At 48.0% G+C, this 26,405-nt stretch carries 47 protein-coding genes; 7 read left to right on the top strand and 40 right to left on the bottom strand.

Annotation, left to right across the window (positions count from 1 at the left end; genetic code table 11):
• Positions 1 to 388 precede the first annotated feature (388 nt).
• Positions 389 to 943: a gamma carbonic anhydrase family protein gene (locus tag LVQ77_RS22015; RefSeq protein ID WP_232905478.1), complete on the top strand. Its 555-nt coding sequence runs from the start codon at positions 389 to 391 to the stop codon at positions 941 to 943.
• Here LVQ77_RS22015 and LVQ77_RS22010 read toward each other — a convergent pair.
• From LVQ77_RS22010 to dprA, 6 genes are read right to left on the bottom strand one after another with little or no spacing between them, the layout of a single operon-like run.
• Entirely contained in the window at positions 919 to 1,176 is a 258-nt protein-coding gene (locus LVQ77_RS22010) for a DUF1488 family protein (RefSeq protein ID WP_232905477.1), read from the bottom strand. The two genes, LVQ77_RS22015 and LVQ77_RS22010, sit on opposite strands and share 25 nt — an antisense overlap.
• Complete coding sequence (gene aroE, locus LVQ77_RS22005) at positions 1,173 to 1,991, bottom strand: shikimate dehydrogenase (RefSeq protein ID WP_232905476.1); 819 nt, start codon at positions 1,989 to 1,991, stop codon at positions 1,173 to 1,175. Before aroE ends, LVQ77_RS22010 begins: the two co-directional genes overlap by 4 nt.
• A 3-nt stretch (positions 1,992 to 1,994) precedes the next feature.
• Positions 1,995 to 2,567: an L-threonylcarbamoyladenylate synthase type 1 TsaC gene (gene tsaC, locus LVQ77_RS22000; protein ID WP_232905475.1), complete on the bottom strand. Its 573-nt coding sequence runs from the start codon at positions 2,565 to 2,567 to the stop codon at positions 1,995 to 1,997.
• 5 nt (positions 2,568 to 2,572) lie between these two features.
• Complete coding sequence (locus LVQ77_RS21995) at positions 2,573 to 3,115, bottom strand: DNA topoisomerase family protein (protein WP_034461750.1); 543 nt, start codon at positions 3,113 to 3,115, stop codon at positions 2,573 to 2,575.
• A gap of 24 nt (positions 3,116 to 3,139) precedes the next feature.
• Positions 3,140 to 3,613, bottom strand: coding sequence for a DUF494 family protein Smg (gene smg / locus LVQ77_RS21990; protein WP_034461751.1), 474 nt, complete (start codon positions 3,611 to 3,613; stop codon positions 3,140 to 3,142).
• Positions 3,585 to 4,709 (bottom strand): DNA-protecting protein DprA, encoded by a 1,125-nt coding sequence (gene dprA / locus LVQ77_RS21985; protein ID WP_232905474.1) that lies wholly within the window; start codon positions 4,707 to 4,709, stop codon positions 3,585 to 3,587. Before dprA ends, smg begins: the two co-directional genes overlap by 29 nt.
• 128 nt (positions 4,710 to 4,837) lie before the next feature.
• Here dprA and def point away from each other — a divergent pair, with 128 nt between their 5' ends.
• From def to mscL, 5 genes are all read left to right on the top strand, one after another.
• Complete coding sequence (gene def / locus LVQ77_RS21980) at positions 4,838 to 5,347, top strand: peptide deformylase (protein WP_064514237.1); 510 nt, start codon at positions 4,838 to 4,840, stop codon at positions 5,345 to 5,347.
• A 21-nt stretch (positions 5,348 to 5,368) separates the two neighbouring features.
• Entirely contained in the window at positions 5,369 to 6,316 is a 948-nt protein-coding gene (gene fmt, locus LVQ77_RS21975; RefSeq protein ID WP_232863765.1) for a methionyl-tRNA formyltransferase, read from the top strand.
• A gap of 76 nt (positions 6,317 to 6,392) precedes the next feature.
• Positions 6,393 to 7,682, top strand: a complete 1,290-nt coding sequence (gene rsmB / locus LVQ77_RS21970) for a 16S rRNA (cytosine(967)-C(5))-methyltransferase RsmB (RefSeq protein WP_232863766.1) — start codon at positions 6,393 to 6,395, stop codon at positions 7,680 to 7,682.
• 47 nt (positions 7,683 to 7,729) lie between these two features.
• A complete protein-coding gene (gene trkA / locus LVQ77_RS21965) occupies positions 7,730 to 9,106 on the top strand; it encodes a Trk system potassium transporter TrkA (protein ID WP_034461757.1) in 1,377 nt (458 codons plus the stop codon).
• A gap of 159 nt (positions 9,107 to 9,265) precedes the next feature.
• Positions 9,266 to 9,679 (top strand): large-conductance mechanosensitive channel protein MscL, encoded by a 414-nt coding sequence (gene mscL / locus LVQ77_RS21960; protein ID WP_034461758.1) that lies wholly within the window; start codon positions 9,266 to 9,268, stop codon positions 9,677 to 9,679.
• On the opposite strand, the gene LVQ77_RS21955 is transcribed toward mscL, so the two are convergent.
• The 31 genes from LVQ77_RS21955 to rpsJ all read right to left on the bottom strand — a co-directional run bounded on the left by LVQ77_RS21955 (position 9,633) and on the right by rpsJ (position 24,512).
• Positions 9,633 to 9,896 carry an alternative ribosome-rescue factor A gene (locus LVQ77_RS21955; RefSeq protein ID WP_232863767.1) on the bottom strand — a complete coding sequence of 88 codons (264 nt, stop codon included), beginning with the start codon at positions 9,894 to 9,896 and terminating at the stop codon, positions 9,633 to 9,635. The genes mscL and LVQ77_RS21955 overlap by 47 nt on opposite strands.
• 61 nt (positions 9,897 to 9,957) lie before the next feature.
• The gene (gene zntR / locus LVQ77_RS21950) at positions 9,958 to 10,377 is read right to left on the bottom strand and encodes a Zn(2+)-responsive transcriptional regulator (RefSeq protein ID WP_232863768.1); all 420 of its coding nucleotides are present in this window, start codon (positions 10,375 to 10,377) and stop codon (positions 9,958 to 9,960) included.
• 2 nt (positions 10,378 to 10,379) lie between these two features.
• Entirely contained in the window at positions 10,380 to 10,748 is a 369-nt protein-coding gene (locus LVQ77_RS21945; protein ID WP_232864018.1) for a DnaJ family domain-containing protein, read from the bottom strand.
• 113 nt (positions 10,749 to 10,861) lie between these two features.
• Positions 10,862 to 11,248: a 50S ribosomal protein L17 gene (gene rplQ, locus LVQ77_RS21940; protein WP_034461760.1), complete on the bottom strand. Its 387-nt coding sequence runs from the start codon at positions 11,246 to 11,248 to the stop codon at positions 10,862 to 10,864.
• A 40-nt stretch (positions 11,249 to 11,288) separates the two neighbouring features.
• Positions 11,289 to 12,278: a DNA-directed RNA polymerase subunit alpha gene (locus LVQ77_RS21935; RefSeq protein ID WP_034461761.1), complete on the bottom strand. Its 990-nt coding sequence runs from the start codon at positions 12,276 to 12,278 to the stop codon at positions 11,289 to 11,291.
• 25 nt (positions 12,279 to 12,303) lie between these two features.
• Positions 12,304 to 12,924: a 30S ribosomal protein S4 gene (gene rpsD, locus LVQ77_RS21930; RefSeq protein WP_034461762.1), complete on the bottom strand. Its 621-nt coding sequence runs from the start codon at positions 12,922 to 12,924 to the stop codon at positions 12,304 to 12,306.
• Between the two features lie 31 nt (positions 12,925 to 12,955).
• Positions 12,956 to 13,345, bottom strand: a complete 390-nt coding sequence (gene rpsK / locus LVQ77_RS21925) for a 30S ribosomal protein S11 (protein ID WP_004138423.1) — start codon at positions 13,343 to 13,345, stop codon at positions 12,956 to 12,958.
• Between the two features lie 16 nt (positions 13,346 to 13,361).
• A complete protein-coding gene (rpsM, locus tag LVQ77_RS21920; protein ID WP_034461763.1) occupies positions 13,362 to 13,718 on the bottom strand; it encodes a 30S ribosomal protein S13 in 357 nt (118 codons plus the stop codon).
• Positions 13,719 to 13,864: 146 nt separating this feature from the next.
• Positions 13,865 to 13,981, bottom strand: coding sequence for a 50S ribosomal protein L36 (gene rpmJ / locus LVQ77_RS21915; RefSeq protein ID WP_000868187.1), 117 nt, complete (start codon positions 13,979 to 13,981; stop codon positions 13,865 to 13,867).
• Positions 13,982 to 14,011: 30 nt separating this feature from the next.
• Complete coding sequence (gene secY / locus LVQ77_RS21910) at positions 14,012 to 15,343, bottom strand: preprotein translocase subunit SecY (protein WP_034461764.1); 1,332 nt, start codon at positions 15,341 to 15,343, stop codon at positions 14,012 to 14,014.
• A 7-nt stretch (positions 15,344 to 15,350) separates the two neighbouring features.
• On the bottom strand, positions 15,351 to 15,785 hold the full coding sequence (gene rplO / locus LVQ77_RS21905; RefSeq protein WP_034461765.1) for a 50S ribosomal protein L15: 435 nt from the start codon (positions 15,783 to 15,785) through the stop codon (positions 15,351 to 15,353).
• Positions 15,786 to 15,788: 3 nt separating this feature from the next.
• Positions 15,789 to 15,968 carry a 50S ribosomal protein L30 gene (gene rpmD / locus LVQ77_RS21900; protein WP_004846568.1) on the bottom strand — a complete coding sequence of 60 codons (180 nt, stop codon included), beginning with the start codon at positions 15,966 to 15,968 and terminating at the stop codon, positions 15,789 to 15,791.
• A gap of 6 nt (positions 15,969 to 15,974) precedes the next feature.
• Complete coding sequence (gene rpsE / locus LVQ77_RS21895) at positions 15,975 to 16,475, bottom strand: 30S ribosomal protein S5 (protein ID WP_034461766.1); 501 nt, start codon at positions 16,473 to 16,475, stop codon at positions 15,975 to 15,977.
• 14 nt (positions 16,476 to 16,489) lie between these two features.
• The gene (rplR, locus tag LVQ77_RS21890) at positions 16,490 to 16,843 is read right to left on the bottom strand and encodes a 50S ribosomal protein L18 (protein WP_034461768.1); all 354 of its coding nucleotides are present in this window, start codon (positions 16,841 to 16,843) and stop codon (positions 16,490 to 16,492) included.
• Positions 16,844 to 16,852: 9 nt separating this feature from the next.
• Entirely contained in the window at positions 16,853 to 17,386 is a 534-nt protein-coding gene (gene rplF, locus LVQ77_RS21885) for a 50S ribosomal protein L6 (protein WP_034461769.1), read from the bottom strand.
• A 13-nt stretch (positions 17,387 to 17,399) separates the two neighbouring features.
• Positions 17,400 to 17,792 carry a 30S ribosomal protein S8 gene (rpsH, locus tag LVQ77_RS21880; protein WP_034461770.1) on the bottom strand — a complete coding sequence of 131 codons (393 nt, stop codon included), beginning with the start codon at positions 17,790 to 17,792 and terminating at the stop codon, positions 17,400 to 17,402.
• Between the two features lie 30 nt (positions 17,793 to 17,822).
• Entirely contained in the window at positions 17,823 to 18,128 is a 306-nt protein-coding gene (gene rpsN, locus LVQ77_RS21875) for a 30S ribosomal protein S14 (protein WP_034461771.1), read from the bottom strand.
• A 13-nt stretch (positions 18,129 to 18,141) separates the two neighbouring features.
• The gene (gene rplE, locus LVQ77_RS21870) at positions 18,142 to 18,681 is read right to left on the bottom strand and encodes a 50S ribosomal protein L5 (RefSeq protein ID WP_034461772.1); all 540 of its coding nucleotides are present in this window, start codon (positions 18,679 to 18,681) and stop codon (positions 18,142 to 18,144) included.
• A gap of 14 nt (positions 18,682 to 18,695) precedes the next feature.
• Positions 18,696 to 19,010, bottom strand: a complete 315-nt coding sequence (gene rplX, locus LVQ77_RS21865; protein ID WP_034461774.1) for a 50S ribosomal protein L24 — start codon at positions 19,008 to 19,010, stop codon at positions 18,696 to 18,698.
• Positions 19,011 to 19,020: 10 nt separating this feature from the next.
• Positions 19,021 to 19,392 (bottom strand): 50S ribosomal protein L14, encoded by a 372-nt coding sequence (rplN, locus tag LVQ77_RS21860; protein WP_002438705.1) that lies wholly within the window; start codon positions 19,390 to 19,392, stop codon positions 19,021 to 19,023.
• A 166-nt stretch (positions 19,393 to 19,558) separates the two neighbouring features.
• Positions 19,559 to 19,813 (bottom strand): 30S ribosomal protein S17, encoded by a 255-nt coding sequence (rpsQ, locus tag LVQ77_RS21855; RefSeq protein WP_034461775.1) that lies wholly within the window; start codon positions 19,811 to 19,813, stop codon positions 19,559 to 19,561.
• Complete coding sequence (gene rpmC, locus LVQ77_RS21850) at positions 19,813 to 20,004, bottom strand: 50S ribosomal protein L29 (RefSeq protein WP_008457158.1); 192 nt, start codon at positions 20,002 to 20,004, stop codon at positions 19,813 to 19,815. The genes rpsQ and rpmC overlap by 1 nt, the downstream gene beginning before the upstream one ends.
• Positions 20,004 to 20,414 (bottom strand): 50S ribosomal protein L16, encoded by a 411-nt coding sequence (rplP, locus tag LVQ77_RS21845; RefSeq protein ID WP_008927134.1) that lies wholly within the window; start codon positions 20,412 to 20,414, stop codon positions 20,004 to 20,006. The genes rpmC and rplP overlap by 1 nt, the downstream gene beginning before the upstream one ends.
• Before the next feature lie 11 nt (positions 20,415 to 20,425).
• On the bottom strand, positions 20,426 to 21,127 hold the full coding sequence (gene rpsC, locus LVQ77_RS21840) for a 30S ribosomal protein S3 (protein WP_000529945.1): 702 nt from the start codon (positions 21,125 to 21,127) through the stop codon (positions 20,426 to 20,428).
• A gap of 17 nt (positions 21,128 to 21,144) precedes the next feature.
• Positions 21,145 to 21,477: a 50S ribosomal protein L22 gene (gene rplV / locus LVQ77_RS21835; protein WP_034461779.1), complete on the bottom strand. Its 333-nt coding sequence runs from the start codon at positions 21,475 to 21,477 to the stop codon at positions 21,145 to 21,147.
• A 13-nt stretch (positions 21,478 to 21,490) separates the two neighbouring features.
• Entirely contained in the window at positions 21,491 to 21,769 is a 279-nt protein-coding gene (rpsS, locus tag LVQ77_RS21830; RefSeq protein ID WP_001138115.1) for a 30S ribosomal protein S19, read from the bottom strand.
• Positions 21,770 to 21,785: 16 nt separating this feature from the next.
• Entirely contained in the window at positions 21,786 to 22,607 is an 822-nt protein-coding gene (rplB, locus tag LVQ77_RS21825) for a 50S ribosomal protein L2 (protein ID WP_034461780.1), read from the bottom strand.
• A 17-nt stretch (positions 22,608 to 22,624) separates the two neighbouring features.
• Positions 22,625 to 22,927, bottom strand: a complete 303-nt coding sequence (gene rplW, locus LVQ77_RS21820) for a 50S ribosomal protein L23 (RefSeq protein ID WP_034461781.1) — start codon at positions 22,925 to 22,927, stop codon at positions 22,625 to 22,627.
• The gene (gene rplD, locus LVQ77_RS21815; protein ID WP_034461782.1) at positions 22,924 to 23,529 is read right to left on the bottom strand and encodes a 50S ribosomal protein L4; all 606 of its coding nucleotides are present in this window, start codon (positions 23,527 to 23,529) and stop codon (positions 22,924 to 22,926) included. The genes rplW and rplD overlap by 4 nt, the downstream gene beginning before the upstream one ends.
• A gap of 10 nt (positions 23,530 to 23,539) precedes the next feature.
• Positions 23,540 to 24,169 carry a 50S ribosomal protein L3 gene (gene rplC / locus LVQ77_RS21810; protein ID WP_064514251.1) on the bottom strand — a complete coding sequence of 210 codons (630 nt, stop codon included), beginning with the start codon at positions 24,167 to 24,169 and terminating at the stop codon, positions 23,540 to 23,542.
• Positions 24,170 to 24,200: 31 nt separating this feature from the next.
• On the bottom strand, positions 24,201 to 24,512 hold the full coding sequence (rpsJ, locus tag LVQ77_RS21805; protein ID WP_034461784.1) for a 30S ribosomal protein S10: 312 nt from the start codon (positions 24,510 to 24,512) through the stop codon (positions 24,201 to 24,203).
• A 380-nt stretch (positions 24,513 to 24,892) separates the two neighbouring features.
• On the opposite strand from rpsJ, the gene LVQ77_RS21800 reads away from it, so the two are divergent.
• Entirely contained in the window at positions 24,893 to 25,411 is a 519-nt protein-coding gene (locus LVQ77_RS21800) for a prepilin peptidase (RefSeq protein ID WP_370645075.1), read from the top strand.
• Here the strand turns inward: LVQ77_RS21800 and bfr are convergent.
• The 3 genes from bfr to LVQ77_RS21785 all read right to left on the bottom strand — a co-directional run.
• Entirely contained in the window at positions 25,395 to 25,871 is a 477-nt protein-coding gene (bfr, locus tag LVQ77_RS21795) for a bacterioferritin (RefSeq protein ID WP_064514255.1), read from the bottom strand. The genes LVQ77_RS21800 and bfr overlap by 17 nt on opposite strands.
• 72 nt (positions 25,872 to 25,943) lie before the next feature.
• Positions 25,944 to 26,138: a bacterioferritin-associated ferredoxin gene (gene bfd, locus LVQ77_RS21790; protein ID WP_034461786.1), complete on the bottom strand. Its 195-nt coding sequence runs from the start codon at positions 26,136 to 26,138 to the stop codon at positions 25,944 to 25,946.
• 149 nt (positions 26,139 to 26,287) lie between these two features.
• Positions 26,288 to 26,405, bottom strand: a 118-nt coding sequence (locus LVQ77_RS21785) for an EF-Tu C-terminal domain-related protein (protein WP_076995039.1), incomplete at its 5' end; no start/stop codon positions are given.

Genomic DNA, 26,405 nt, shown 5'->3' with positions numbered 1-26,405 from the left:
ATCTGAGATATCAATCCTGCGAGTGCCCACACAGATTGTCTGATAAATTGTTAAAGAGCAGTGAGTTACGCGCTTTCGCTTGCTAACTCGAGGTGGCGTATATTACGCTTTCCTCTTTCAGAGTCAACCCTTAATTTCAGGATATTTGACTCTCATCGCCGCCGTTACTCTGTGATGTTGTTCACATGTTCCGTGTCGATGGAGGCGCATTATAGGGATCTCTTTTTATAGCACAACCCTTTTTTCGATCTTTTCTTCCGACTGATTAGTTTTCGCCCTTTTCGCTGCGATCATGTCCAATTCGCCTTATTTTTGATGCTTTACCTCCTTGCCATCGGTTAAGAAAGCAGCCACAGTCTATCTACGAAGAGAACTTTCAGAGGTATTTATGTCTGCAGTATTACGTCCTTTTCAAAAAACCTATCCTGAAGTTGGCCAAAGAGTGATGCTTGATAGTTCAAGTGTTGTGATTGGTGACGTGCGTCTTGCTGATGATGTGAGCATTTGGCCACTAGTTGCTATCCGTGGCGACGTTAACTATGTGGCTATTGGTGCTCGTAGCAATATTCAGGATGGGAGTGTGTTGCATGTAACGCATAAATCTTCCTATAACCCGGAAGGCAATCCACTTATTGTCGGTGAAGATGTGACTGTGGGACATAAGGTCATGCTGCACGGCTGCACGATCGGTAACCGCGTGCTCGTAGGAATGGGATCGATTTTGCTGGATGGTGTAGTAATAGAAGACGATGTAATGATCGGTGCAGGAAGTTTGGTGCCGCAAAATAAACGTCTTGAGAGCGGCTTCCTTTATCTGGGTAGCCCAGTAAAGCAGATCCGCCCTCTTACGGCTGGAGAACTGGAAGGCTTAAAATACTCAGCCAATAACTACGTTCGCTGGAAAGATGAGTATCTTGATCAGGAAAGCCAAACGCAGGCTTGATTGTCATGTTCACCAGTTGCAATTAACTCCTCTGCTTCGTCTTCCAAATCCCAACGATTAAGACGAAAGAGCTCGAGCCATGATTCTTTATTATCGCCACCATAACGGCTGGCGATAGTTTCCCCAGTAATACCGCACATCATCTGAAAGCCATTTACTAATGCAGGAAAGCAGACCGCCAGAAGTTGATCGTCCCATTGCTCGCGATCGGGAAACTGGATCGACTGGTTCACTTCGACATTTCCTGCTTTAGCTTCTCTATTACTGGCGCGATTTCTGGTAACACACCGTGCCACAAAAAAAAGGCATGTGCAGCCTGGCCCACCAGCATTCCTAAACCATCGGCATAATGTTGAACACCGTGTTGTTTGCACCAATGCAAGAACGGTGTATCACCCTTTTGATAGAACATGTCATAGCAATGAACATTATGCGAAAGCAACGAAGTTGGAATGACAGGAATATCACCAGCAATGCCGCTAGAGGTGGCATTAATAATAAGATCGAACTCATGCCCCTCCAGCTCAGACTGCTCTAACGCCTGAATACTGCCAGTGTGGCTAAATAGTTGTGCGAGCTCCATGGCTCGAGAAAATGTCCGGTTGGTTATCATTACAGAGCAATCAAGCGAGAGCAAAGGTAGTAAAACTCCCCGTGCCGCGCCACCCGCTCCCAGTAGCAAAATACGCCGACCCGGTTTGATCAGCGATAAACGCTCCAGATCGGTTAAAAGACCAATCCCATCGGTGTTATCGCCGAGCAGGCGCCCATCGTCCAGGCGCTTAAGCGTGTTCACCGCACCGGCTAATGCAGCACGCTCGGTCAGTTCATCAGCACGGGTAAATGCTTGCTCTTTAAAAGGAACAGTAATATTGACGCCTTTACCGCCCGCCTGGAAAAAATGCTCAAGAGTTTCAATAAAAGCATCAACAGGTGCCAACACACGGCCATATGGATGCTCTATTTTTAACTGCTCAGCAAACATCTGATGAATTTGCGGTGATTTGCTGTGCTGAATTGGGTTACCAAAAACGGCAAAGGTGTTCATTAATTACCCCTGGCGGAAAAGTTCGCCGGTCAAAGCGTCACGAATTTCAGACGGATTCAGCCTGCCTCCGGTATCGCCACGCAGTACCGGGAAGCCATCACCAAATTGAGCCAGGACTTCATCAGCCGTACGACAAGGTGGTAAACCAGATAAATTGGCACTGGTAGAAACCAAAGGTTTGCCAAAAACCAGGCATAAATCACGAACCAATGGATGATCAGTGACCCTCACGGCTAAGGAATCAAATCGACCCGTTAGCCAGCGCGGTGTTGAAGGAAGAGCTGGGAAAACAAAGGTCACAGGCCCTGGCCAACGAGAGAATACGGTTTCTCGCTGCATTTGCGAAAGCACGGAGCTATCTATATATGGAACAAGTTGCTCGAAACTCGCAGCTATCAGGATAAGGCCTTTGTCTACGGGGCGATGTTTTAACTCTAGTAAACGCGTAACTGCCAGCTCACTGTCAGGATCACAACCGACGCCAAACACTGCTTCGGTTGGATAAGCGATCACTTGTTGTTGTTTTAAGGCGGCAACGATCTCTTGGAGTTGCACTGTTTGCAGGTTTGTCTTCACAAGCTTTATTCCGCCGTTACCGGCTTTCCACATTGTTTGCTGGCACAGAATTGTTTCAATCCCTGCGCCGTTTTCTTTTCGATGAGTAACGGATAGTGACACGCAGGGCATTCGCCTGCCACTGGTTTGCTATTAATGACGAATTGACAGGTCGGATAGCTATCACATGACCAAAAGGTTTTACCAAACCGAGAGCGTCTTTGGACTAATTTACCTTTCTGGCATTGAGGGCAATTGATTGCAGTTTCATCGGGTTTGTCGATAACTTCGGTATGATCACAAGTTGGGTAATTGCTGCAACCAATGAACATGCCGAAACGCCCCTGGCGTAATACCAGGTTTTCCTGGCATACAGGACAGTGTTGACCTTCAAGTACTTTAACCACATGGCCATCAGCCAGGCTTTTTAGCGGGCGAACATAATCACATTCCGGGTAATGGGAACAGCCAAGAAAAGGGCCGTGTTTACCAGAACGAATGACTAACCCTGCCCCACATTGGGGACAGGGTTCATTTTTAGGCACAGTGAACAGTGCTGATTTGGTCATAACATCTCATGCCGCGGCTTTAATTTAATGCAGCATACCTTCATTTACTTCGAAGAGTAATTCTTCCATTTGCTGATATGCATTTTCGCACCCCGGAATGTTGAACAGTACCATTAGCACCACCCACTTTAAGTCTTCCAGTTCGAACTCAGCGGTGTCTAACGCTAATACTCGTTCAATGACCATTTCACGGGTTTCGAGGTTCAGCACCTGAATCTGTTCCAGGAATAGTAAAAACCCCCGACAAGTTGCATCAAGTCGCTGGCACTCTTCTGCGGTATACATACGCATAGAAAGAGGATCAGCGGCCAGTTGCATGGGTTCAGTCAGACCATCTTGATAGTCCGCCAGCTTTTCAAGCCATACAAGAGCGTTATAAATGTCTTCGTGATCAAAACCAGCATCGGCGAGATCACGCGTCAATTTATCTTGATCAACTCGCATTTCCACTTCGTTGTGGATGTAGGTTTCAAATAAGTACATTAGTACGTCGAACATGGCATGCCCTCCTCAATCGGACATAGCCGCCGGGTACAGCTGCGATCCATCCTGCTAACTCCAGTTCGAGTAGCTGGGCTACCGTAACTGGCACAGGTTGGCCGGCACGTTCAGCGACGACGTCAACAGGTGTAACCTCATCTCCTACGTTAGCCAACAGCTCAGGAAATGGCAATGTTCGATCCCCTTCATTGTGTGAATATATTAAGGCCTTGGGGATAGAGGGAAGCCATTGCAATTCATTTTCCAGATGCTCAAGTATGTCTGAAGGATGACTCACTAAAGTAGCGCCTTGCTTAATTAGAAAGTGAGGGCCCTCACTCCCTGGGCTGCCAATTGCTCCAGGTAATGCAAAAAGCTCCCGGCCTTGTTCAATGGCATATCGTGCAGTCACCAAAGAACCGCTGCGCTCACTTGCCTCCACGACAAAAACAGCCCGACTCAAGCCGCTGATAATTCGATTTCTGCGTGGAAAGTTCCCCGGAAATGGCGTGGTATTCAGTGGAAACTCAGAGATAATGGCACCACCCTCGGCAATAATCTGCTCACCCAATTGTTTATGACGTTTAGGGTAAAGATTTGCTAGCCCATTTCCTAAAACAGCAACTGTTTTTCCATGTACGTTTAACGCTGCGCGATGCGCTACAGCATCAATACCCAAAGCCAAACCACTCGTTATCGTTAATCCCGCAGTAGCTAATGGTTCACAAAACATTCGGCACCACCGTTCGCCATAAAGAGAAAGGTTACGGTTACCGACTACGGCTAATTGGTTACTGGCAAGAAGCTCAATATCACCTGCGACAAATAGCGCTGCCGGGTAACAATCTATTGCCCGCAACTGATCGGGATAATTGGCACTATCCGCAGTAAGCAGGTGGTGATTAGGTTGCTCAAGCCAACAAAGTGAAGCTTCCAGCTCTTTTTCACTAAATTCCAGAAAATAAGAAATCTGCAGAGCAGATAAGCCAGAGTTGGAGAGATGAGTGACAGTACATTCCGGTTCGTTTAATAAGAAATGGGCAATTTTTAATAGCTTATCTCCACTGAGACTTTGAACAGCCATCAAGCGTAGCCATATCTCCTTTGGTGGCATATCTTCCTCCTGCCATAAGCTATAAAAGCAATCCTTGCGATTGGTCACTGATGCTGTCAATCAGGCGGGGAAATGTCTAGAATAGAGGTAATAATCTTTCTATCAATTGAACACAGCTCTGGATATTTATGTCAGTTTTGCAGGTATTACATTTTCCGGACGAGCGCCTTCGCACTGTGGCGGCTCCGGTCAAAGAGGTGAATGCTGAGATTCAGCGGATTGTCGATGATATGTTCGAGACAATGTACGCAGAGGAAGGTATTGGCCTTGCAGCAACACAGGTGGATATCCATCAACGTATCATTGTGATTGATGTTTCTGAAAACCGCGACGAGCGCCTGGTTTTGATTAACCCTGAGTTGCTGGAAAAAAGCGGCGATACTGGTATCGAAGAGGGTTGCCTGTCCATACCAGAACAACGTGCTCTTGTTCCTCGAGCGGAAAGAGTCAAAATTCGCGCTCTGGACCGTGAAGGTAAGCCATACGAACTGGAAGCTGATGGCCTGCTTGCCATTTGTATTCAACACGAGATGGATCACCTGGTTGGCAAACTCTTCGTTGATTACCTTTCACCGTTGAAGCGTCAGCGTATTCGTCAGAAACTGGAAAAAATGGCTCGTCTGAATAAGAGTGCCTAATCCATCACACAAGGGAATAATGTGTCTGATTCACTGCGTATTATTTTCGCTGGCACTCCTGACTTTGCAGCGCGTCATCTTGACGCGCTGTTGTCTTCTCAGCACCAGGTAGTTGGCGTATTCACACAACCCGATCGTCCTGCTGGGCGTGGCAAAAAGTTGATGCCAAGCCCAGTTAAAGTACTGGCGACTGAAAGGGATATCCCTGTATTTCAACCAGCCTCTTTGCGCCCTGCTGAAAATCAGGAACTGGTTTCCAGCTTGAACGCTGATGTCATGGTGGTTGTAGCTTACGGTCTGATTCTGCCAAAAGCGGTTCTGGATATGCCACGCCTGGGCTGTATTAATGTTCATGGTTCGCTGCTGCCACGCTGGCGTGGTGCGGCACCTATCCAGCGTTCGTTATGGGCTGGTGATGCCGAAACAGGCGTGACCATTATGCAGATGGACGTGGGTCTGGATACTGGCGATATGCTGGTGAAACTCTCCTGCCCAATTGAAGCCACTGATACCAGCGCAACGCTCTACGATAAGCTGGCAAACCTTGGCCCTGTGGGGTTATTAGAAACGTTAAATCAGTTGGCTACAGGCCATGCAAAACCTGAAGTTCAAAATGAAGAACTGGTGACGTACGCTGAAAAACTCAGCAAGGAAGAGGCACGTATCGACTGGTCGCTTTCTGCCTCACAACTTGAGCGGTGCATCCGCGCTTTTAATCCGTGGCCAATGAGTTGGCTGGAAATTGACGGGCAGCCCGTTAAAGTCTGGCAGGCATCAGTGATTAACCAACCGATTAAAGCAGCACCCGGAACCATTGTTGAAACCAACAAACAGGGTATTCAGGTGGCAACTGGTGAAGGGATTTTAAATCTGGAATCACTTCAACCTGCTGGAAAGAAAGCGATGACTGCACAGGACCTCCTGAACTCTCGCAGTGAATGGTTTAAGCCAGGTGCACTTCTCGCCTGAGAAAAGAAATTCTTTGCGCCCAGGTCAATCACCTGGGCATTTTTGTTTTTAAGCGCCGAAAAACCAGAGCGTACGTATGAAAAAAACATTAAATCTTCGCAGTATGGCCGCACAGACGATTGAACAAGTTGTGGAACAAGGTCAATCGCTCAGTAATGTCCTGCCTGCTATGCAACAAAAAGTCTCTGATAAAGATAGAGCATTGCTTCAGGAGCTTTGCTTTGGCGTATTACGCACTCTGCCTCAGTTGGAATGGTTGATTGGTAAATTGATGTCTCGCCCGATGACGGGCAAGCAACGCACCATCCACTATTTGATTATGGTAGGTTTTTATCAGCTCCTTTATACCCGCATTCCTGCTCATGCTGCTCTGGCAGAAACAGTTGAAGGGGCAGCTGCTATCAAGAAGCAATCACTTAAAGGTTTGATTAACGGCGTATTACGCCAGTTCCAGCGCCAACAAGAAGAGCTGATGGCAGAAGCGGCTAAACATGAAAGCCGTTTCTTACACCCGAGCTGGTTACTGCAACGTTTGAAAAAAGCCTATCCGGGCCAATGGCAATCTATTGTCGATGCCAATAATCAGCGCCCTCCTATGTGGCTGCGTGTTAATCGCCAACACCATACTCGTGAAGAATGGATGGCGTTATTAGCAGAAAAGGGGCTGGAAGGTCATGCTCATCCACAATATCGCGATGCAGTGCGCCTTGAAACTCCTGCTCCTGTTCACGCATTACCGGGGTTTGAAGAAGGTTGGGTGACAGTTCAGGATGCCTCAGCACAAGGTTGTGTTGATCTACTGGATCCGCAAGATGGCGATGCGATCCTCGATTTGTGTGCAGCACCTGGTGGCAAAACCACTCATATACTTGAAGCTGCACCTAAAGCACGCGTGATGGCTGTCGACATTGATGAACAGCGCCTGAAGCGTGTGCACGAAAACTTGCAACGTCTGGGTATGAGTGCAGAGGTTAAATCAGGAGACGGGCGTTTCCCTGAACAGTGGTGTGGTAATCAACAATTTGATCGCATTCTTCTTGATGCACCGTGTTCAGCTACAGGTGTTATTCGCCGCCACCCGGATATCAAATGGTTGCGTCGCGACAGAGACATCGCTGAATTAGCTGCACTGCAAAAAGAGATTCTGGAAGCTATTTGGCCAAAACTGAAATCGGGTGGCACATTGGTTTACGCCACATGTTCTATCCTGCCAGAAGAAAACTATCAGCAAGTCGCGGCATTCCTGGCGCAGCATCCAGAAGCAAAACTGGTGGAAACAGGTACACCAGAAATGCCAGGGATCCAGAATCTCCCTTCTCCGGAAGATGGTGATGGCTTCTTTTACGCTAAGCTAATTAAAAGCTGATTCAGGTTTGCTGAGTCTTAGGTTTCATCTCATGAAGCTATAAAACAATGAAAATAATAATTCTCGGTGCGGGCCAGGTCGGCGGCACACTGGCAGAAAACCTGGTAGGTGAGAACAACGATATAACTGTTGTTGATACCAATCAGGATCGCCTACGCAGCTTGCAAGATAAGTTCGATTTACGCGTTGTGCAGGGGCACGGCTCGCATCCGCGCGTTTTGCGTGAAGCAGGCGCCGATGATGCCGATATGTTGGTCGCAGTAACCAGTTCTGATGAAACGAACATGATTGCCTGCCAGGTAGCATATTCGCTTTTTAATACGCCAAACCGAATCGCGCGAATTCGTGCACCTGATTACGTTCGTGATGCCGAGCGTTTATTCAACGCCGAAGCCGTGCCAATTGATCACCTTATCGCGCCTGAACAGCTAGTCATCGACAATATTTATCGCCTGATTGAATATCCAGGTGCACTTCAGGTGGTGAATTTTGCTGAAGGGAAAGTAAGCCTTGCCGTTGTGAAAGCTTATTACGGTGGGCCACTCGTCGGAAATGCACTTTCGACTATGCGCGAACATATGCCGCATATCGAAACGCGCGTTGCGGCGATTTTCCGTCATGACCGTCCTATTCGCCCGCAAGGTTCGACTATCGTTGAAGCCGGAGATGAAGTCTTCTTCATTGCCGCCTCTCAGCATATCCGCGCCGTAATGAGTGAATTGCAACGACTCGAAAAACCTTATAAGCGCATTATGCTTGTTGGTGGCGGTAATATTGGGGCAGGTCTGGCACAGCGTCTTGAAAAAGATTACAGCGTTAAGCTCATTGAACGTGATCCGCAACGTGCTGCCGAACTTGCCGAAATGCTGCAAAACACCATCGTATTCTATGGTGATGCTTCCGATCAGGAACTGTTGGCCGAGGAGCATATTGAACAAGTTGATTTGTTTATCGCCGTCACCAATGACGATGAAGCAAATATTATGTCCGCTATGTTGGCTAAACGTATGGGTGCCAAGAAAGTCATGGTGCTTATCCAACGTAAAGCCTACGTCGATTTGGTGCAGGGCAGCGTAATTGATATTGCAATTTCACCACAGCAAGCCACCATTTCGGCATTATTGGGCCATGTGCGTAAAGCCGATATCGTAGGGGTATCATCTTTACGTCGTGGAGTGGCTGAAGCCATCGAAGCGGTTGCCCATGGCGATGAAAGTACTTCACGCGTAGTAGGTCGTTCTATTGATGAAATAAAGCTTCCGCCAGGTACGATAATTGGTGCTGTCGTCAGGGGAAACGATGTCATGATCGCTAATGACAATTTACGTATAGAACAGGGCGACCATGTAATTATGTTCCTGACAGATAAGAAATTTGTGAGCGATGTGGAACGTCTATTCCAGCCAAGTCCTTTCTTCCTATAACCTCTAGCGGGTAGATAAAAAATCTACCCGTCATTCTCTTAACCCAATAAACCCTCTGAATATTAAGGTATTAGCAGGGAATTCATATTTCCTGATGTAATGGCAATCGGGTCATCATTTGTTAGACTTATTAACGTCAGCCGGTACAAGGAGAGAAAAATGAGCATGTTAAAAGAATTCCGTGAATTTGCTATGCGCGGAAATGTTGTGGATTTGGCAGTAGGTGTAATTATTGGGGCCGCATTCGGGAAAATTGTTTCATCATTAGTTGCGGATATTATTATGCCACCACTTGGGTTGTTAATTGGTGGCGTGGATTTTAAACAGTTCGCTTTAACATTAAGACCTGCAGCGGGTGATATTCCTGCCGTTGTGATGCATTACGGCGTATTTATTCAGAATATCTTTGATTTCGTAATTGTTGCCTTCGCGATTTTCCTTGCGATCAAAGCGATAAACAAACTGAATCGTAAGAAAGTCGAAGAACCTGCAGCACCACCGGCACCAACTAAAGAAGAAGTATTACTCAGCGAAATTCGCGACCTGCTGAAACAGCAGAACGAACGAATCTGAATGCGCTAGTGAAAAAAGGAAGGCCAGTGGTAAAAAAGCGATTTGCTTGTTTGCCACTGGCCTCCCAGTTACCTCGTTTGCCATGTTTTGTATTACGTTGGTAACTCCCTTTCCCTTTCTTATTCTGCTCAACTCTTTGACGAAATAGTGGGTCATGTAGCAATGCCTCAATGGCATTATCTTTGATGATCCCTCTCTTATGCTGATACTTGCTCATACAAACTCCAAATTGATTAAAATAACGGCGCGATTTTATGCCTTTATCTGAAAAATACAATTTAATCTTTTCGCTGGCTAGCCCCCTGCTCCAACGCTTCAAGGATTGAACAATATGCGCTGCTGTGGGCAGTGCCACAACATGCATCATTTAATCTCTGTAACGAGCGCTGCATATGCTGAAGCTCTTTAATTTTGGACTCCACCTCTGTCAATCTCGATTGCACAATGCTCTTCGATTCCTGGCAGGTGTGATGCTCGGGATCGATTCGGATCGACAGTAGTTCACGGATAGTTTCCAGCGTGAAACCTAACTGTTTTGCATAACGGATAAACTTCAGGCGCTGCAAATCACTTTCACTATAAAGCCGAAAGCCTCCTTCAGTTCTGACTTCATGATCCATCATTTGCTGCTTTTCATAATAGCGGATGGTATCGGGCGTCACATCTGCCAGTCTGGCCAACTCTCCAATACGAAACATGATCATTCCTCATCAATTTTATGAAGCAATCTATCAGCATACTCTCCATGTAGGAAATCAGTACTCATTCCTGCATTCTGAAGTTTGAGCTCAAGTAATAGCAATTTCTTTCTGATACCTGTGTATTCAGGATGGCTATGACCTATCGATTTGAGTAAATCATTAAGCTCAATAGCATCCTTACGATGTTGAAGCTCGGGAGGTAAGCAACCAGAATTTATCAACAGACGCCAAGCCGCTCGTAATTCGAGTGGGATATGTGAATCATCATCAAGTTCGAGAGGCTTCCCTGACCCAGGTAGTGAATCAAACTCACCATTGCGTTGTGCATCAAGAATATGACGTTCTGCCCATTGATCAAGTAACCACATAATCAACTCTGCAATCACTGGAGATGTAATAAAGATATGCTGGAAAAGCACGGGAGGACGAATTTCAGATATAAAAAAACCGGGCAAGCCCGGTTTTTTCACGTTACTACAGATTACTCTGCAGCAGCTTCTGTTTGAGACTCGGCGCGATCAACCAGCTCGATGTAAGCCATCGGAGCATTGTCACCTGCACGGAAGCCACACTTAAGAATGCGAGTGTAACCACCAGTACGGGCTGCAAAACGCGGACCCAATTCATTAAACAGTTTTGCCACGATCTCGTTATCACGAGTGCGGGCGAATGCCAGACGACGATTAGCAACGCTATCAGTCTTGGCAAGAGTAATCAGCGGCTCAACTACGCGACGCAGCTCTTTCGCTTTAGGCAGAGTCGTCTTGATGATCTCATGACGAACCAGTGAACCTGCCATATTGCGGAACATAGCCTGGCGATGGCTGCTGTTGCGGTTCAGTTGACGACCACTCTTACGATGGCGCATGACCTTATCCTTCTCAGTAAAACCTTAACCTGTGATCCGGTTACTCGTCAGCGATGCTTGCCGGTGGCCAGTTTTCCAGGCGCATGCCCAGAGACAAACCACGGGAAGCCAGCACGTCTTTAATCTCGGTAAGAGATTTTTTACCCAAGTTAGGCGTTTTGAGCAGCTCAACTTCGGTACGCTGTACCAGATCACCGATATAGTGGATAGCTTCTGCCTTAAGGCAGTTAGCAGAGCGGACAGTCAATTCCAGATCGTCAACAGGGCGCAGCAGGATCGGATCGAACTCTGGTTTCTCTTCTTTAACTTCTGGTTGACGAACATCACGTAAGTCAACGAAAGCTTCAAGTTGTTCAGCCAGAATGGTTGCCGCACGACGAATCGCCTCTTCAGGATCGATTGTACCGTTGGTTTCCATTTCGATGACCAGCTTATCCAAGTCAGTACGCTGTTCTACACGCGCAGCTTCAACATTGTAGGCAATTCGCTCTACAGGGCTGTAGCAGGCGTCGACCAGCAGACGACCAATTGGGCGCTCATCTTCTTCCGAATGAATTCGGGCAGAGGCCGGCACATAACCGCGACCGCGCTGAACTTTGATACGCATACTAATAGATGCGTTCTCATCAGTCAGGTGGCAGATCACATGTTGCGGCTTGACGATTTCGACATCACCATCATGGGTGATATCGGCTGCAGTCACAGGGCCAATGCCAGACTTATTCAGAGTAAGAATAACATCATCTTTACCTTGAACTCTCACCGCCAGCCCTTTCAGGTTGAGCAGGATTTCCAGGATATCCTCCTGAACGCCTTCTTTGGTGCTGTACTCGTGTAGTACACCATCAATCTCAACCTCTGTCACCGCGCAACCCGGCATCGATGAGAGCAGAATACGGCGCAGTGCATTACCAAGAGTATGGCCAAAGCCACGCTCTAAAGGCTCAAGGGTCACCTTGGCGTGCGTCGAACTCACTTGCTCGATATCTACCAGGCGCGGTTTTAGAAACTCTGTCACAGAACCCTGCATTGTGTCCTCTCTTTGGTACTAAGCTTTACTTGGAGTAAAGCTCGACGATCAGGTGTTCGTTAATGTCCGCAGACAGATCAGTACGCTCAGGCTTACGCTTGAACACACCTTCCATCTTAGCAGCATCAACTTCCAGCCAGGTTGGCTTTTCACGCTGTTCAGCCAGCTCCAGAGCGGCCTTCACGCGAGATTGCTTTTTGGCTTTCTCACGGATGCTAACTACGTCATTCGGAGTTACCTGATAAGAAGCGATGTTAACAACGCGACCATTTACCATAACTGCTTTGTGGCTAACTAACTGACGTGATTCTGCACGAGTAGCGCCAAAGCCCATACGGTAAACAACGTTGTCCAGACGACCTTCAAGCAGAGCCAACAGGTTTTCACCGGTGTTGCCTTTCAGACGTGCTGCTTCTTTATAGTAGTTACGGAACTGACGCTCCAGAACACCGAACATGCGGCGAACTTTTTGCTTTTCACGCAACTGCACACCATAGTCAGACAGACGCGGTTTACGCGCACCGTGCTGGCCAGGAGCTTGTTCAATTTTACACTTGGTATCGATCGCGCGAACACCAGACTTCAGGAACAGGTCTGTGCCCTCGCGACGGCTCAGCTTGAGCTTAGGACCCAAATATCTTGCCATTTTCTTTCTCCAACATTCCTAAAAACGAGCGTTATACGCGACGTTTTTTCGGCGGACGACAACCGTTGTGAGGGATCGGAGTCACATCAGTAATATTAGTGATGCGGAAACCAGCGGCGTTCAGAGCACGAATAGTAGATTCGCGGCCTGGACCCGGTCCCTTAACCATAACTTCAAGGTTCTTGATACCGTATTCTTTCACAGCTTCTGCGCAACGCTCTGCTGCAACCTGAGCTGCGAACGGAGTGGACTTGCGAGAGCCACGGAAACCGGAACCACCGGCAGTTGCCCAACCCAATGCATTACCCTGACGATCAGTGATAGTAACGATTGTGTTGTTGAAAGAAGCATGGACATGAGCCACGCCGTCAGAGACTTGTTTTCTTACACGCTTACGTGCACGAACTGGTGCCTTTGCCATTATTCAATCACCCCGATTATTTCTTGATCGGTTTGCGCGGACCCTTACGGGTACGTGCGTTGGTCTTCGTACGCTGACCGCGTACTGGCAGACCACGACGATGACGCAAACCGCGATAGCAACCAAGGTCCATCAGACGCTTGATGCTCATACTCACTTCACGGCGCAGATCACCTTCAACGACAAATTTGGCAACTTCGTCACGCAGCGTGTCGATTTGTTCTTCAGACAGCTCTCTGATCTTAACATCTTCAGCGATACCCGCCGCAGCACAAATGGCCTTTGAACGAGTCTTGCCTACACCGTAGATCGAAGTTAAAGCGATCACGGTATGTTTTTGATCAGGAATGTTAATGCCTGCTATACGGGCCACTATGCACTCCTACTATTTAGATTATGCGTCCCATACCGAAAAGCCCGTTTTCAGGATACTCAAATGGAAACGCATAGACATACAAAAGATTGGCTGGCTAATCTAGCCAGCTCAACCCAACTTTGCAAGAAAAATATACGAGATAATCAGCCTTGACGCTGTTTATGCTTCGGTTCGGCGCTGCAAATCACGCGAATAACACCGTCACGCTTAACGATTTTGCAGTTACGACATAATTTCTTGACGGAAGCACGAACTTTCATTTTTACTCTCCGTAACTTCTCAAGCGACTATTAACGGCCGTAGCCTTTCAGATTCGCTTTCTTCAATGCAGACTCGTACTGACTAGACATCATCAGAGTTTGCACTTGAGCCATAAAGTCCATGATAACCACGACAACAATGAGCAGCGAGGTTCCACCGAAGTAGAAAGGCACTTTCATTGCATCACGCATGAACTCCGGGATTAGGCAGATAAAGGTAATGTACAACGCACCAACCAAGGTCAGGCGGGTCATCACTTTATCAATATACTTCGCCGTTTGTTCTCCCGGACGAATTCCTGGTACAAATGCACCGGACTTCTTCAGGTTATCTGCTGTTTCACGTGGGTTGAAAACCAACGCTGTGTAGAAGAAACAGAAGAAGATGATTGCAGACGCATAGAGTAACACATAAAGCGGTTGCCCAGGCTGCAAATACAGCGAAATTGTAGTCAGCCAGTTCCAACCGGTACCGCCCCCAAACCACGATGCAATCGTTGCTGGGAACAGAATAATACTGGAAGCAAAAATTGCTGGAATAACACCAGCCATATTCACTTTCAGCGGTAAATGCGTGCTCTGCGCAGCATAGACACGACGACCCTGTTGACGTTTTGCGTAGTTTACCACAATGCGGCGTTGACCACGTTCAACAAAAACAACGAAGAAGGTCACTGCGAATACTAGTACTGCAACCAACAGCAACAGAAGGAAGTGCAGGTCGCCTTGCCTTGCTTGTTCGATAGTATGGCCAACGGCCGGCGGCAAACCCGCAACAATACCAGCGAAGATTATGATTGAAATACCGTTGCCGATACCACGCTCAGTAATCTGTTCACCAAGCCACATAAGGAACATAGTCCCCGTGACAAGGCTCACAACAGCTGTGAAGTAGAATGCAAAGCCTGGGTTTAACACCAAGCCTTGCATACCAGGCATATTCGGTAAACCGGTAGCAATACCGATTGACTGGAATATTGCCAGCACCAGAGTGCCATAACGGGTGTACTGGCTGATCTTACGACGACCAGACTCCCCTTCTTTCTTCAACTCTGCTAACGCTGGATGAACCACCGTTAACAGCTGGATAATAATCGATGCCGAAATATACGGCATGATACCCAATGCAAAGATAGAAGCACGGCTGAGAGCACCACCAGAGAACATGTTAAACATTTCAATGATAGTGCCTCGCTGTTGCTCAAGCAGTTTGGCAAGTACAGCGGCATCAATACCAGGGATCGGAATAAAAGAGCCAATACGGAACACAATCAGCGCACCGATAACAAACATCAGTCTGCGTTTCAGCTCGCCAAACCCGCCTTTAGCACTTTGAAAATCTAATCCCGGTTGCTTTGCCATCTGCTACTTATTCCTCGATTTTACCGCCAGCAGCTTCGATAGCAGCACGAGCGCCTTTAGTGACACGCAGGCCGCGAACAGTTACCGGACGAGAAACCTCGCCAGACAGAATCACTTTCGCGAACTCGATCTGGATACCGATAATGTTTGCTGCTTTCAGCGTGTTCAGGTCAACTACGTCGCCTTCAACTTTCGCCAGATCGGAGAGACGAATCTCACCAGTGATCATTGCTTTGCGAGAGGTGAAACCGAATTTCGGCAGACGACGGTACAACGGCATCTGGCCACCTTCGAACCCACGACGTACGCCACCGCCAGAACGAGAGTTCTGACCTTTGTGACCACGACCGCCGGTTTTGCCGAGACCAGAACCGATACCACGACCCAGACGCTTTGAAGCGTGCTTAGACCCTTCGGCCGGAGACAGAGTATTTAAACGCATCTCTTACTCCTCAACTTTAACCATGTAGGAAACCGCGTTGACCATACCACGTACAGCAGGAGTATCCTCGCGCTCTACGGTGTGGCCAATACGACGCAGACCCAGGCCAAGCAGCGTTGCCTTGTGTTTCGGCAAACGACCGATCGCACTGCGGGTTTGTGTAATTTTAATAGTCTTTGCCATGGTCAATTACCCCAGAATTTCTTCAACGGATTTACCACGCTTGGCAGCGACCATTTCCGGAGACTTCATATTCGCCAGGCCATCAATAGTTGCACGAACCACGTTAATCGGGTTGGTGGAACCATATGCTTTAGCCAAAACGTTATGAACTCCAGCGACTTCCAGAACGGCGCGCATTGCACCACCGGCAATAATACCGGTACCCTGGGAAGCCGGCTGCATGAACACACGAGATCCTGTGTGCACACCTTTAACAGGGTGCTGCAGGGTGCCGTGGTTCAGCGCGACGTTAATCATGTTGCGACGGGCTTTTTCCATCGCTTTCTGGATAGCTGCTGGAACTTCACGCGCTTTTCCGTAACCAAAACCAATGCGACCGTTACCATCGCCAACCACTGTCAGTGCAGTGAAGGAGAAAATACGACCACCTTTAACGGTTTTAGATACGCGATTTACCGCGATCAGCTTTTCCTGCAGTTCGCCAGCTTGTTTTTCGATGTGAGCCATCTTACACCTCTACCTTAGAACTGAAGGCCAGCATCACGGGCAGCATCTGCCAGTGCCTGGACACGACCATGATATTGGAAACCAGCACGGTCAAAGGATACTTTCGTAATACCTTTTTCCAGTGCGCGCTCTGCAACAGCTTTACCCACAGCTGTAGCGGCGTCTTTATTTCCAGTGTACTTCAGTTGCTCAGCGATAGCTTTCTCTACAGTAGATGCAGCTACCAGGACTTCTGAACCGTTTGGTGCGATAACCTGTGCATAAATATGACGAGGCGTGCGGTGAATCACCAGACGAGTCGCACCCAGTTCTTTGAGCTTGTGACGTGCGCGGGTCGCACGACGGATACGAGCAGATTTCTTATCCATAGTGTTACCTTACTTCTTCTTAGCCTCTTTGGTACGCACGACTTCGTCGGCGTAACGAACACCCTTGCCTTTATAAGGCTCAGGACGACGGTAGGCGCGCAGATCAGCAGCCACTTGTCCAATCATCTGCTTATCAGCGCCTTTCAGCACGATTTCAGTTTGAGTTGGACATTCAGCAGTGATTCCCGCTGGCAGAGCATGTTCAACAGGATGAGAGAAGCCCAGGGCCAAACTCACCGCATTGCCTTTAACTGCTGCACGATAACCTACACCAACCAGCTGCAGCTTCTTAGTGAAGCCTTCGGTAACACCGATAACCATTGCATTTAACAGCGCACGAGTGGTACCCGCTTGGGCCCACGCGTTAGCAAAACCTTCGCGCGGAGCGAAAGTCAGTGCATTATCAGCGTGTTTAACTTCAACAGCATCGTTGATTGTACGAGTCAGCTCGCCGTTCTTACCTTTGATCGAAATAACCTGACCGTTGAGTTTTACCTCTACGCCAGCAGGAATAACGACCGGTGCTTTAGCAACACGAGACATTTTATTCCTCCAATTAGGCTACGTAGCAGATAATTTCGCCACCAAGACCAGCTTGGCGCGCTGCACGATCAGTCATAACACCTTTAGAGGTAGAAACGACAGCAATACCCATACCGGCCATAACTTTAGGCAGCTCATCTTTTTTCTTATAGATGCGCAGACCTGGGCGGCTGACTCGCTGAATGCTCTCTACCACAGCCTTGCCCTGGAAATACTTAAGAGTCAGTTCCAGTTCAGGCTTGATGTCGCCTTCGATTTTAAAATCTTCAATATAGCCTTCTTCTTTCAGCACGTTGGCAATTGCCAATTTCAGCTTGGAGGAAGGCATGGTGACCGCAACTTTATTCGCGGCTTGACCGTTACGGATACGGGTCAGCATATCCGCAATTGGATCTTGCATGCTCATCTGTCTTTACTCCCGTGATTCAATTGGATATTACCAGCTAGCCTTCTTCAAGCCAGGTACTTCACCGCGCATAGCGGCTTCACGAAGCTTGATACGGCTCAACCCGAATTTGCCCACATAACCATGCGGACGACCAGTTTGGCGGCAGCGGTTACGCTGACGGGACGGGCTGGAATCACGCGGCAGAGACTGCAGCTTAAGAACAGCATCCCAACGTTCTTCGTCGGATGAGTTCACACCAGAGATGATAGCTTTCAATTCCTCGCGTTTAGCGCGGTATTTGTCGGCCAGTTTCACGCGAACGACTTCGCGTGCTTTCATCGATTGCTTAGCCATTAGTAACCCTACCTTACTTACGGAATGGGAAGTTAAAGGCTGCCAGCAGAGCACGGCCTTCATCATCAGATTTCGCAGTAGTGGTAATGGTAATATCCAAACCACGAACGCGATCGACTTTGTCATAGTCGATTTCTGGGAAGATGATCTGCTCACGGACACCCATGCTGTAGTTACCACGGCCATCGAATGACTTAGCGGACAAGCCACGGAAGTCACGGATACGTGGTACAGCAATGGTGATCAGGCGCTCAAGAAACTCCCACATGCGTTCGCCACGCAGAGTTACTTTACAGCCGATCGGATAGCCCTGACGGATTTTGAAGCCTGCAACTGATTTGCGTGCTTTGGTGATCAACGGTTTTTGACCGGAGATTGCTGTCAAGTCAGCTGCTGCATTATCCAGCAGTTTCTTGTCAGCGATCGCTTCACCCACACCCATGTTCAGGGTGATCTTCTCGACCCGAGGGACTTGCATGACAGAATTGTAGTTAAACTCAGTCATGAGTTTTGTAACTACTTCGTCTTTGTAGTAATCATGCAGTTTCGCCATCGTACTACTCCAAATTACTTGATAGTTTCGCTGTTAGATTTGAAGAAACGGACTTTTTTGCCCTCTTCGAATCTAAAGCCTACACGGTCAGCCTTGCCGGTTGCCGCATTGAAGAGTGCAACGTTAGAAACTTGAATAGCAGCTTCTTTTTCAACGATGCCACCTGGTTGGTTCAGGGCCGGAACCGGCTTCTGATGTTTCTTAACCAGGTTGATACCTTCAACAATTAGCTTGCCGGAAGACAAGACATTCTTAACTTTACCGCGCTTACCTTTATCTTTACCGGTTAACACGATAACTTCGTCATCACGACGGATTTTAGCTGCCATGATTCGCTCCTTAGAGTACTTCTGGTGCCAGAGAGATAATTTTCATGAACTTTTCATTACGCAGTTCACGAGTTACCGGCCCAAAAATACGCGTGCCGATTGGTTGCTCGCTGTTATTGTTTAAAATAACGCATGCATTACCATCGAAGCGAATGACAGAACCGTCCGGGCGACGAACACCCTTCCTGGTGCGCACCACTACCGCTTTCAGGACATCGCCTTTCTTCACCTTACCACGAGGAATTGCTTCCTTGATGGTAATTTTGATGATGTCGCCGACGCCTGCGTAGCGACGGTGCGAGCCACCCAGAACCTTGATACACATTACGCGACGCGCGCCGGAGTTGTCGGCTACGGTCAGCATAGTCTGTTCTTGGATCATTTCAGTGCTCCGCTAATGTCAACTACTACTTCGGGACCCATAATTAGGTCGTTAAAAAGCCCCATAAACGAGGGCGCGGCATTATAACACCGGTTCCTGAATATGGGTAGAAAAAATAAACGGCTCATTTACTGAGCCGTTTATTCGTTAGACAAAGCTCACTGTATTACAGAACAGCTTTATCTACAACGCGAACAAGCGTCCAAGACTTAGTCTTAGACAGTGGGCGGCATTCGCGGATTTCAACCACGTCACCGATACCACATTCATTGTTCTCGTCATGTACGTGCAGTTTGGTCGTACGTTTGATGAATTTACCGTAAATCGGGTGTTTCACCACACGTTCGATAGCAACAACAATGGATTTCTCCATTTTGTCACTAACAACGCGACCTTGCAGAGTACGGATTTTATCGGTCATTACGCACCCGCCTTCTGAGTCAATAAAGTCTTAACACGTGCAACATCACGACGCACTTGCTTCAGCAGGTGAGTCTGTTGCAGCTGGCCACTTGCTGCTTGCATACGCAGATTGAACTGCTCACGCAGCAAATTCAGCAGCTCGGTGTTCAGCTCTTCAACACTCTTTTCACGCAGCTCTTTTGCTTTCATTACATCACCGTCTTAGTTACAAAGGTGGTTTTAATCGGCAGTTTCGCTGCTGCCAGCTTGAATGCTTCACGGGCCAGCTCTTCTGGTACGCCGTCCATTTCATACAGGACTTTGCCAGGCTGGATCAAGGCAACCCAATACTCTACGTTGCCTTTACCTTTACCCATACGCACTTCAAGCGGCTTTTCGGTGATCGGTTTGTCCGGGAATACACGGATCCAGATCTTACCCTGACGCTTAACTGCACGGGTCATTGCACGACGTGCTGCTTCGATCTGACGTGCAGTCAGACGACCACGGCCAACAGCTTTCAGACCGAAAGTGCCGAAGCTAACATCCGTACCAGCAGCCAGACCACGGTTGCGGCCTTTGTGCACTTTACGGAATTTTGTACGCTTTGGTTGTAACACAGCGACTCTCCTTACTTACGGCCTTTACGCTGCTGCTTTTTAGGTTGAGCAGCCGGTTTTTCCGGTTGTTCAACAGCAGCCATCCCACCCAGGATCTCACCTTTGAAGATCCACACTTTAACGCCAATTACACCATAAGTGGTGTGCGCTTCAGAGGTGTTGTAGTCAATGTCAGCACGCAGAGTGTGCAACGGCACGCGACCTTCACGATACCATTCGGTACGTGCGATCTCGGCGCCGCCCAGACGGCCGCTAACTTCAACTTTGATACCTTTAGCGCCCAGACGCATGGCATTCTGTACAGCACGCTTCATAGCACGACGGAACATAACACGACGTTCCAGCTGTGAAGTGATGCTATCAGCAACCAATTTTGCGTCCAGTTCAGGCTTACGAACTTCGGCGATATTGATCTGTGCAGGAACGCCAGCGATATCCGCTACGACCTTGCGCAGTTTTTCTACGTCTTCGCCTTTCTTACCGATTACGATGCCAGGGCGAGCAGTGTGAATAGTCACACGGATGCTCTTAGCTGGACGCTCGATAACGATACGAGATACAGACGCCTTCGCCAGTTCCTTAGTCAGGTACTGACGAACTTTAAAATCGCTGTCCAGGTTGTCAGCGAATTCTTTGGTGTTCGCAAACCAAGTAGAGTTCCAAGGTTTTACAATACCCAGGCGAATACCATTAGGATGTACTTTCTGACCCATTGCTAGTCTCCAGAGTCTCAGCGATCGGACACAACCACAGTAATGTGGCTGGTGCGCTTCAGGATGCGATCTGCACGACCTTTTGCACGCGGCATAATGCGCTTCATGCTTGGGCCTGCGTCTACGAAGATTTTCGCGACTTTCAGATCGTCAATGTCAGCGCCATCGTTGTGTTCAGCGTTAGCAATGGCAGATTCCAGAACTTTCTTGACCAATACCGCAGCTTTCTTGTTGGTGAAGGTCAAAATTTCCAGTGCCTGCGACACTTTCTTACCGCGAATAAGGTCTGCAACAAGGCGAACCTTTTGAGCAGAAGAACGAGCGTGGCGATGTTGAGCTAAAGTTTCCATCTCTTCCTCCTACTTATTTCTTCTTGGCTTTTTTATCAGCAGCATGGCCGCGATAAGTACGTGTCGGTGCAAATTCACCCAGTTTGTGACCGACCATCTCGTCGGAAACAAATACCGGAACATGCTGACGACCATTATGGACAGCGATGGTCAAACCGATCATGTTAGGAAAGATCGTTGAACGACGGGACCAAGTGCGCAGGGGCTTCTTGTCACCGCTTTCCACCGCTTTCTCTACCTTCTTCAGCAAGTGCAGGTCAATAAAAGGACCTTTCTTGAGAGAACGTGGCATGGCTTATCCTCTAAAATTATTTGCTACGGCGACGTACGATGAATTTATCAGTACGCTTGTTGCTGCGGGTCTTCTTACCTTTGGTCTGAACGCCCCACGGAGTTACCGGGTGCTTACCAAAGTTACGACCTTCACCACCACCGTGTGGGTGGTCGACTGGGTTCATCGCAGTACCGCGAACGGTAGGACGAACACCACGCCAGCGAGCAGCACCTGCTTTACCCAGAACGCGGAGCATATGCTCAGAGTTACCGACTTCGCCCATGGTTGCACGGCAGTCAGCTTCGACTTTACGCATTTCACCAGAACGCAGACGCAGGGTAACGTAAGCACCATCACGTGCAACGATCTGCACATAGGTACCAGCAGAACGTGCAAGCTGACCGCCTTTACCTGGTTTCATTTCTACGTTATGAACGGTAGAACCAACCGGGATATTGCGCATCGGCAGGGTGTTACCTGCTTTGATTGCAGCATCAACGCCAGATTGAATCTGGTCGCCAGCTTTCAGGCCTTTAGGGGCCAGGATGTAACGGCGTTCGCCATCTTTGTACAGAACCAGTGCGATATTCGCAGAACGGTTCGGATCGTACTCAAGACGTTCAACAACTGCCGGGATACCGTCTTTGTTGCGTTTAAAGTCAACAATACGATAAGCCTGCTTGTGACCACCACCGATGTGACGAGTAGTGATACGACCATTGTTGTTGCGGCCACCGGATTTGCTGTTTTTTTCAACCAGCGGAGCAAATGGTTTGCCCTTATGCAGCTCAGGGTTGACCACTTTAACTACGTGGCGACGACCCGGAGATGTCGGTTTACATTTAACAACTGCCATTGTTTTTCTCCTCCGACTTACTCAGCGCCGCCGACGAAGTCCAGATTCTGGCCTTCCTTCAGGGTGACGTAAGCTTTTTTCCAGTCGCTACGACGACCGATACGCTGTCCATGACGCTTAGTTTTACCTTTAACAAGCAAGGTATTAACGCCTTTAACTTCAACTTCGAACAGTTTCTCAACAGCAGCAACGATCTCTGCTTTGGTCGCGTCTTTTGCAACTTTGAGAACGATGGTATTAGTTTTTTCCATCGCCATAGATGCTTTTTCAGATACGTGCGGCGCGCGCAGTACTTTCAGCAGACGTTCTTCACGGATCATGCCAGCATCTCCTCAACTTGCTTAACTGCATCAGCAGTCATAACGACTTTGTCGAAGGCGATCAGGCTAACTGGATCGATTGTTGCTGCGTCGCGCACGTCAACCTTATGCAGGTTACGCGCAGCCAGGAACAGATTCTCATCCAGTTCGCCAGTTACGATCAGCACATCTTCCAGGGCCATGTCTTTCAGTTTCTGAGCAAGCAGCTTAGTTTTAGGCGCTTCAACAGAGAACTGTTCGACAACGATCAGACGATCCTGACGTACCAGTTCGGACAGAATGCTTTTCAGCGCTCCGCGGTACATCTTTTTGTTAACTTTTTGACTGTGGTCCTGCGGGCGAGCAGCGAAGGTTACGCCACCGGAACGCCAGATCGGGCTCTTGATAGAACCTGAACGCGCACGGCCGGTACCTTTCTGGCGCCACGGCTTTTTGCCGGAACCAGTTACTTCAGCACGGGTCTTCTGAGCACGAGTACCTTGACGGGCACCAGCTGCATAAGCAACTACAACCTGGTGTACCAGCGCTTCGTTGAAATCACGACCGAAGGTAGTTTCGGAAACAGTCAGCGCGCTTTGCGCGTCTTTCAATACTAATTCCATTGCTATCTCCTCACGCCTTCACAGCTGGTTTAACAATAAGGTCGCTACCGGTTGCACCCGGAACTGCACCCTTAACCAGCAGCAGGTTGCGCTCAGCGTCAACGCGTACTACATCCAGGCTCTGAACAGTTACACGTTCGTTGCCCAGTTGGCCTGCCATTTTCTTGCCTTTGAACACTTTGCCCGGAGTCTGGTTCTGACCGATAGAACCCGGAACGCGGTGAGACAAGGAGTTACCGTGTGTAGCATCCTGGGTACGGAAGTTCCAGCGCTTAACGGTACCTGCGAAACCTTTACCTTTAGAGGTGCCAGTTACGTCAACTTTTTTAACTTCAGCAAACAGCTCAACGCTAACGTCTTGACCTACAGTGAACTCTTCGCCTTCTGCAAGACGGAATTCCCAAAGGCCACGGCCAGCTTCTACGCCAGCTTTAGCGAAGTGACCAGCTTCCGGCTTAGTTACACGGCTAGCTTTTTTAGCGCCAGTGGTAACTTGAACAGCACGGTAGCCATCGTTAGCCAGGTCTTTGACCTGAGTAACACGGTTTGCTTCTACTTCGATCACGGTTACTGGGATAGAAACGCCGTCTTCAGTGAAGATACGGGTCATACCCAATTTTTTACCGACTAAACCAATCATTGTTTCAACCTCTCAATCGTCAATGACCTGATTAACCCAGGCTGATCTGCACGTCAACACCAGCAGCCAGATCCAGACGCATCAGAGCATCAACGGTTTTCTCAGTTGGCTCAACGATGTCAACCAGACGCTTGTGAGTGCGAATTTCGTACTGATCACGCGCGTCTTTGTTGACGTGCGGAGAGATCAGAACGGTAAAGCGCTCTTTGCGGGTCGGCAGCGGGATCGGACCACGTACTTGCGCACCAGTGCGCTTAGCAGTCTCGACGATTTCCGCAGTTGATTGATCAATCAGACGATGATCAAACGCTTTAAGACGGATACGGATTCTTTGGCTCTGCATGAGACCATAGCTCCAATTATTTTATAGACGAAAAAAATCACTACTCACACCCATTACGATTGATGGGGGAGTGTAATCGTTCATACATAGTTCCCCAATTGGGAACATTGTCGACAGCAACTTCACTGTCAGGCTCGTATTGAGCCAGCCGTCGATTAAGACAGGCCCGCGCATTATACGTAAATATGCCCCTTAATCAAGCCATGGATACGAATTAAACAATCTTTTATGCGGGGGTACGGCACACCTTCAACTCGAGATGCAAAATTGACTAACCATAGAATATTCCCTGGAGGGCTGCTCGCGCCTGAATAATCTTCATTTTGTTTTCACATGTATATTAATTTAGTGTTGAAAATCATATCACTGCAGAGTCATCAATGGCTATGTCTACATCCCCTACCCTATTCGAACTTCCCTTTCTCGCACTCTATATTGGGCTTTTACTACGGCTAGCCTGGATAGATTATCGATGCATGTTGCTCCCGGATAATCTGACCTACTCTTTGTTATGGTCTGGGTTACTGTATCAGCTGTTTTTTATACCCGAGAATTTAGCAACATCAGTACTTGGCGCTATTTGCGGGTATGTCAGTTTGTGGGGGTTGTACTGGATTTATTTTTATTGGAGAAACTGTGAAGGCATCGGCTACGGCGATATGAAGCTTTTGGCTGCCTTAGGAGCATGGCATGGATGGCAGAGTTTGGGGTGGATATTGTTCACAGCCTCATCATTGGGCCTGTTTTCAGTGTTAATAAAAAAGTTACTAAGAAAGAACAGAATGTCACTGACTACCACTCCGCTACCCTTTGGCCCATACCTTGCGATAGCGGGTGGTTCAGCAGGATGGATATATTCCTCCTTCCCACTGTTTAAAGAACTCAATTTCCTTCTTTGATTTGCGACTGAATATAATTCTGCAAACCAATTTTAGAGATGAGATCTAATTCAGTTTCCAACCAATCGATATGATGCTCTTCCTCTGCAAGAATTTGGATCAGCATGTCTCGACTGACATAGTCATGAATGGTATCTGCGTAAGCAATGGCTTCACGCAAATCTTTGGCACCTTCCATTTCTAACTTAAGGTCAGATTGAAGCATTTCTTCAACATCTTCACCAATATGGAGCTTGCCTAAATCTTGCAGATTTGGAATGCCTTCGAGAAATAAAATACGCTCGATGTACTTATCGGCATGTTTCATTTCATCAATGGATTCGTGGTACTCAACTTCGTTGAGGCGCATCAGGCCCCAGTTTTTGAACATTCTCGCATGGAGAAAATACTGATTTATCGCGACAAGCTCGTTTCCCAACAATTTATTGAGATAATTTATTATCTTAGTATCACCTTTCATTTTTTACTCCCTCCGCTTCCACTACATGAAGCGTAGATGTAGCACGGAGTAAGTCAAAAAAAAGTGACCGTCTTAGGCAATCTCTTTAAATTCTGGGATCTGCAATAGCTCTTCTTGCATAATTTCTCGTGCTGCGCGAATGCATTTGCCACATTGGTTCCCCACTGGCACAAACTTGCGAAGCTGCTGGAAAGATTGTGGATGAAACTGGCGCACTGCCTGCCGAATTTTTTTATCACTTACACCATTACACAAACAAACGTACATAAGCACTCCCGTTCAAATTACGCGCAAAGTGTAAATGAGAATAGTTATGATTACAATAGCACACCCATGTTGCTTGAGTGAGTAAGCGGCAAAAATAGCAAAAAAAAAGAGCGCCTAAGCGCTCTTTTTTCATACAAAGGTATCAGCGATTAAGCGATAACTTTAGCAACAACGCCCGCGCCTACAGTACGGCCGCCTTCACGGATTGCGAAACGCAGACCGTCGTCCATCGCGATTGGGTGGATCAGGGTAACAACCATTTTGATG

The sequence above is a fragment of the Buttiauxella cochleicola genome (genome assembly GCF_021282435.1).
Lineage (GTDB): Bacteria > Pseudomonadota > Gammaproteobacteria > Enterobacterales > Enterobacteriaceae > Buttiauxella > Buttiauxella massiliensis.
Note: the sequence above shows the minus strand (reverse complement) of the source record. Positions and strands in the feature narration are given on the sequence as shown.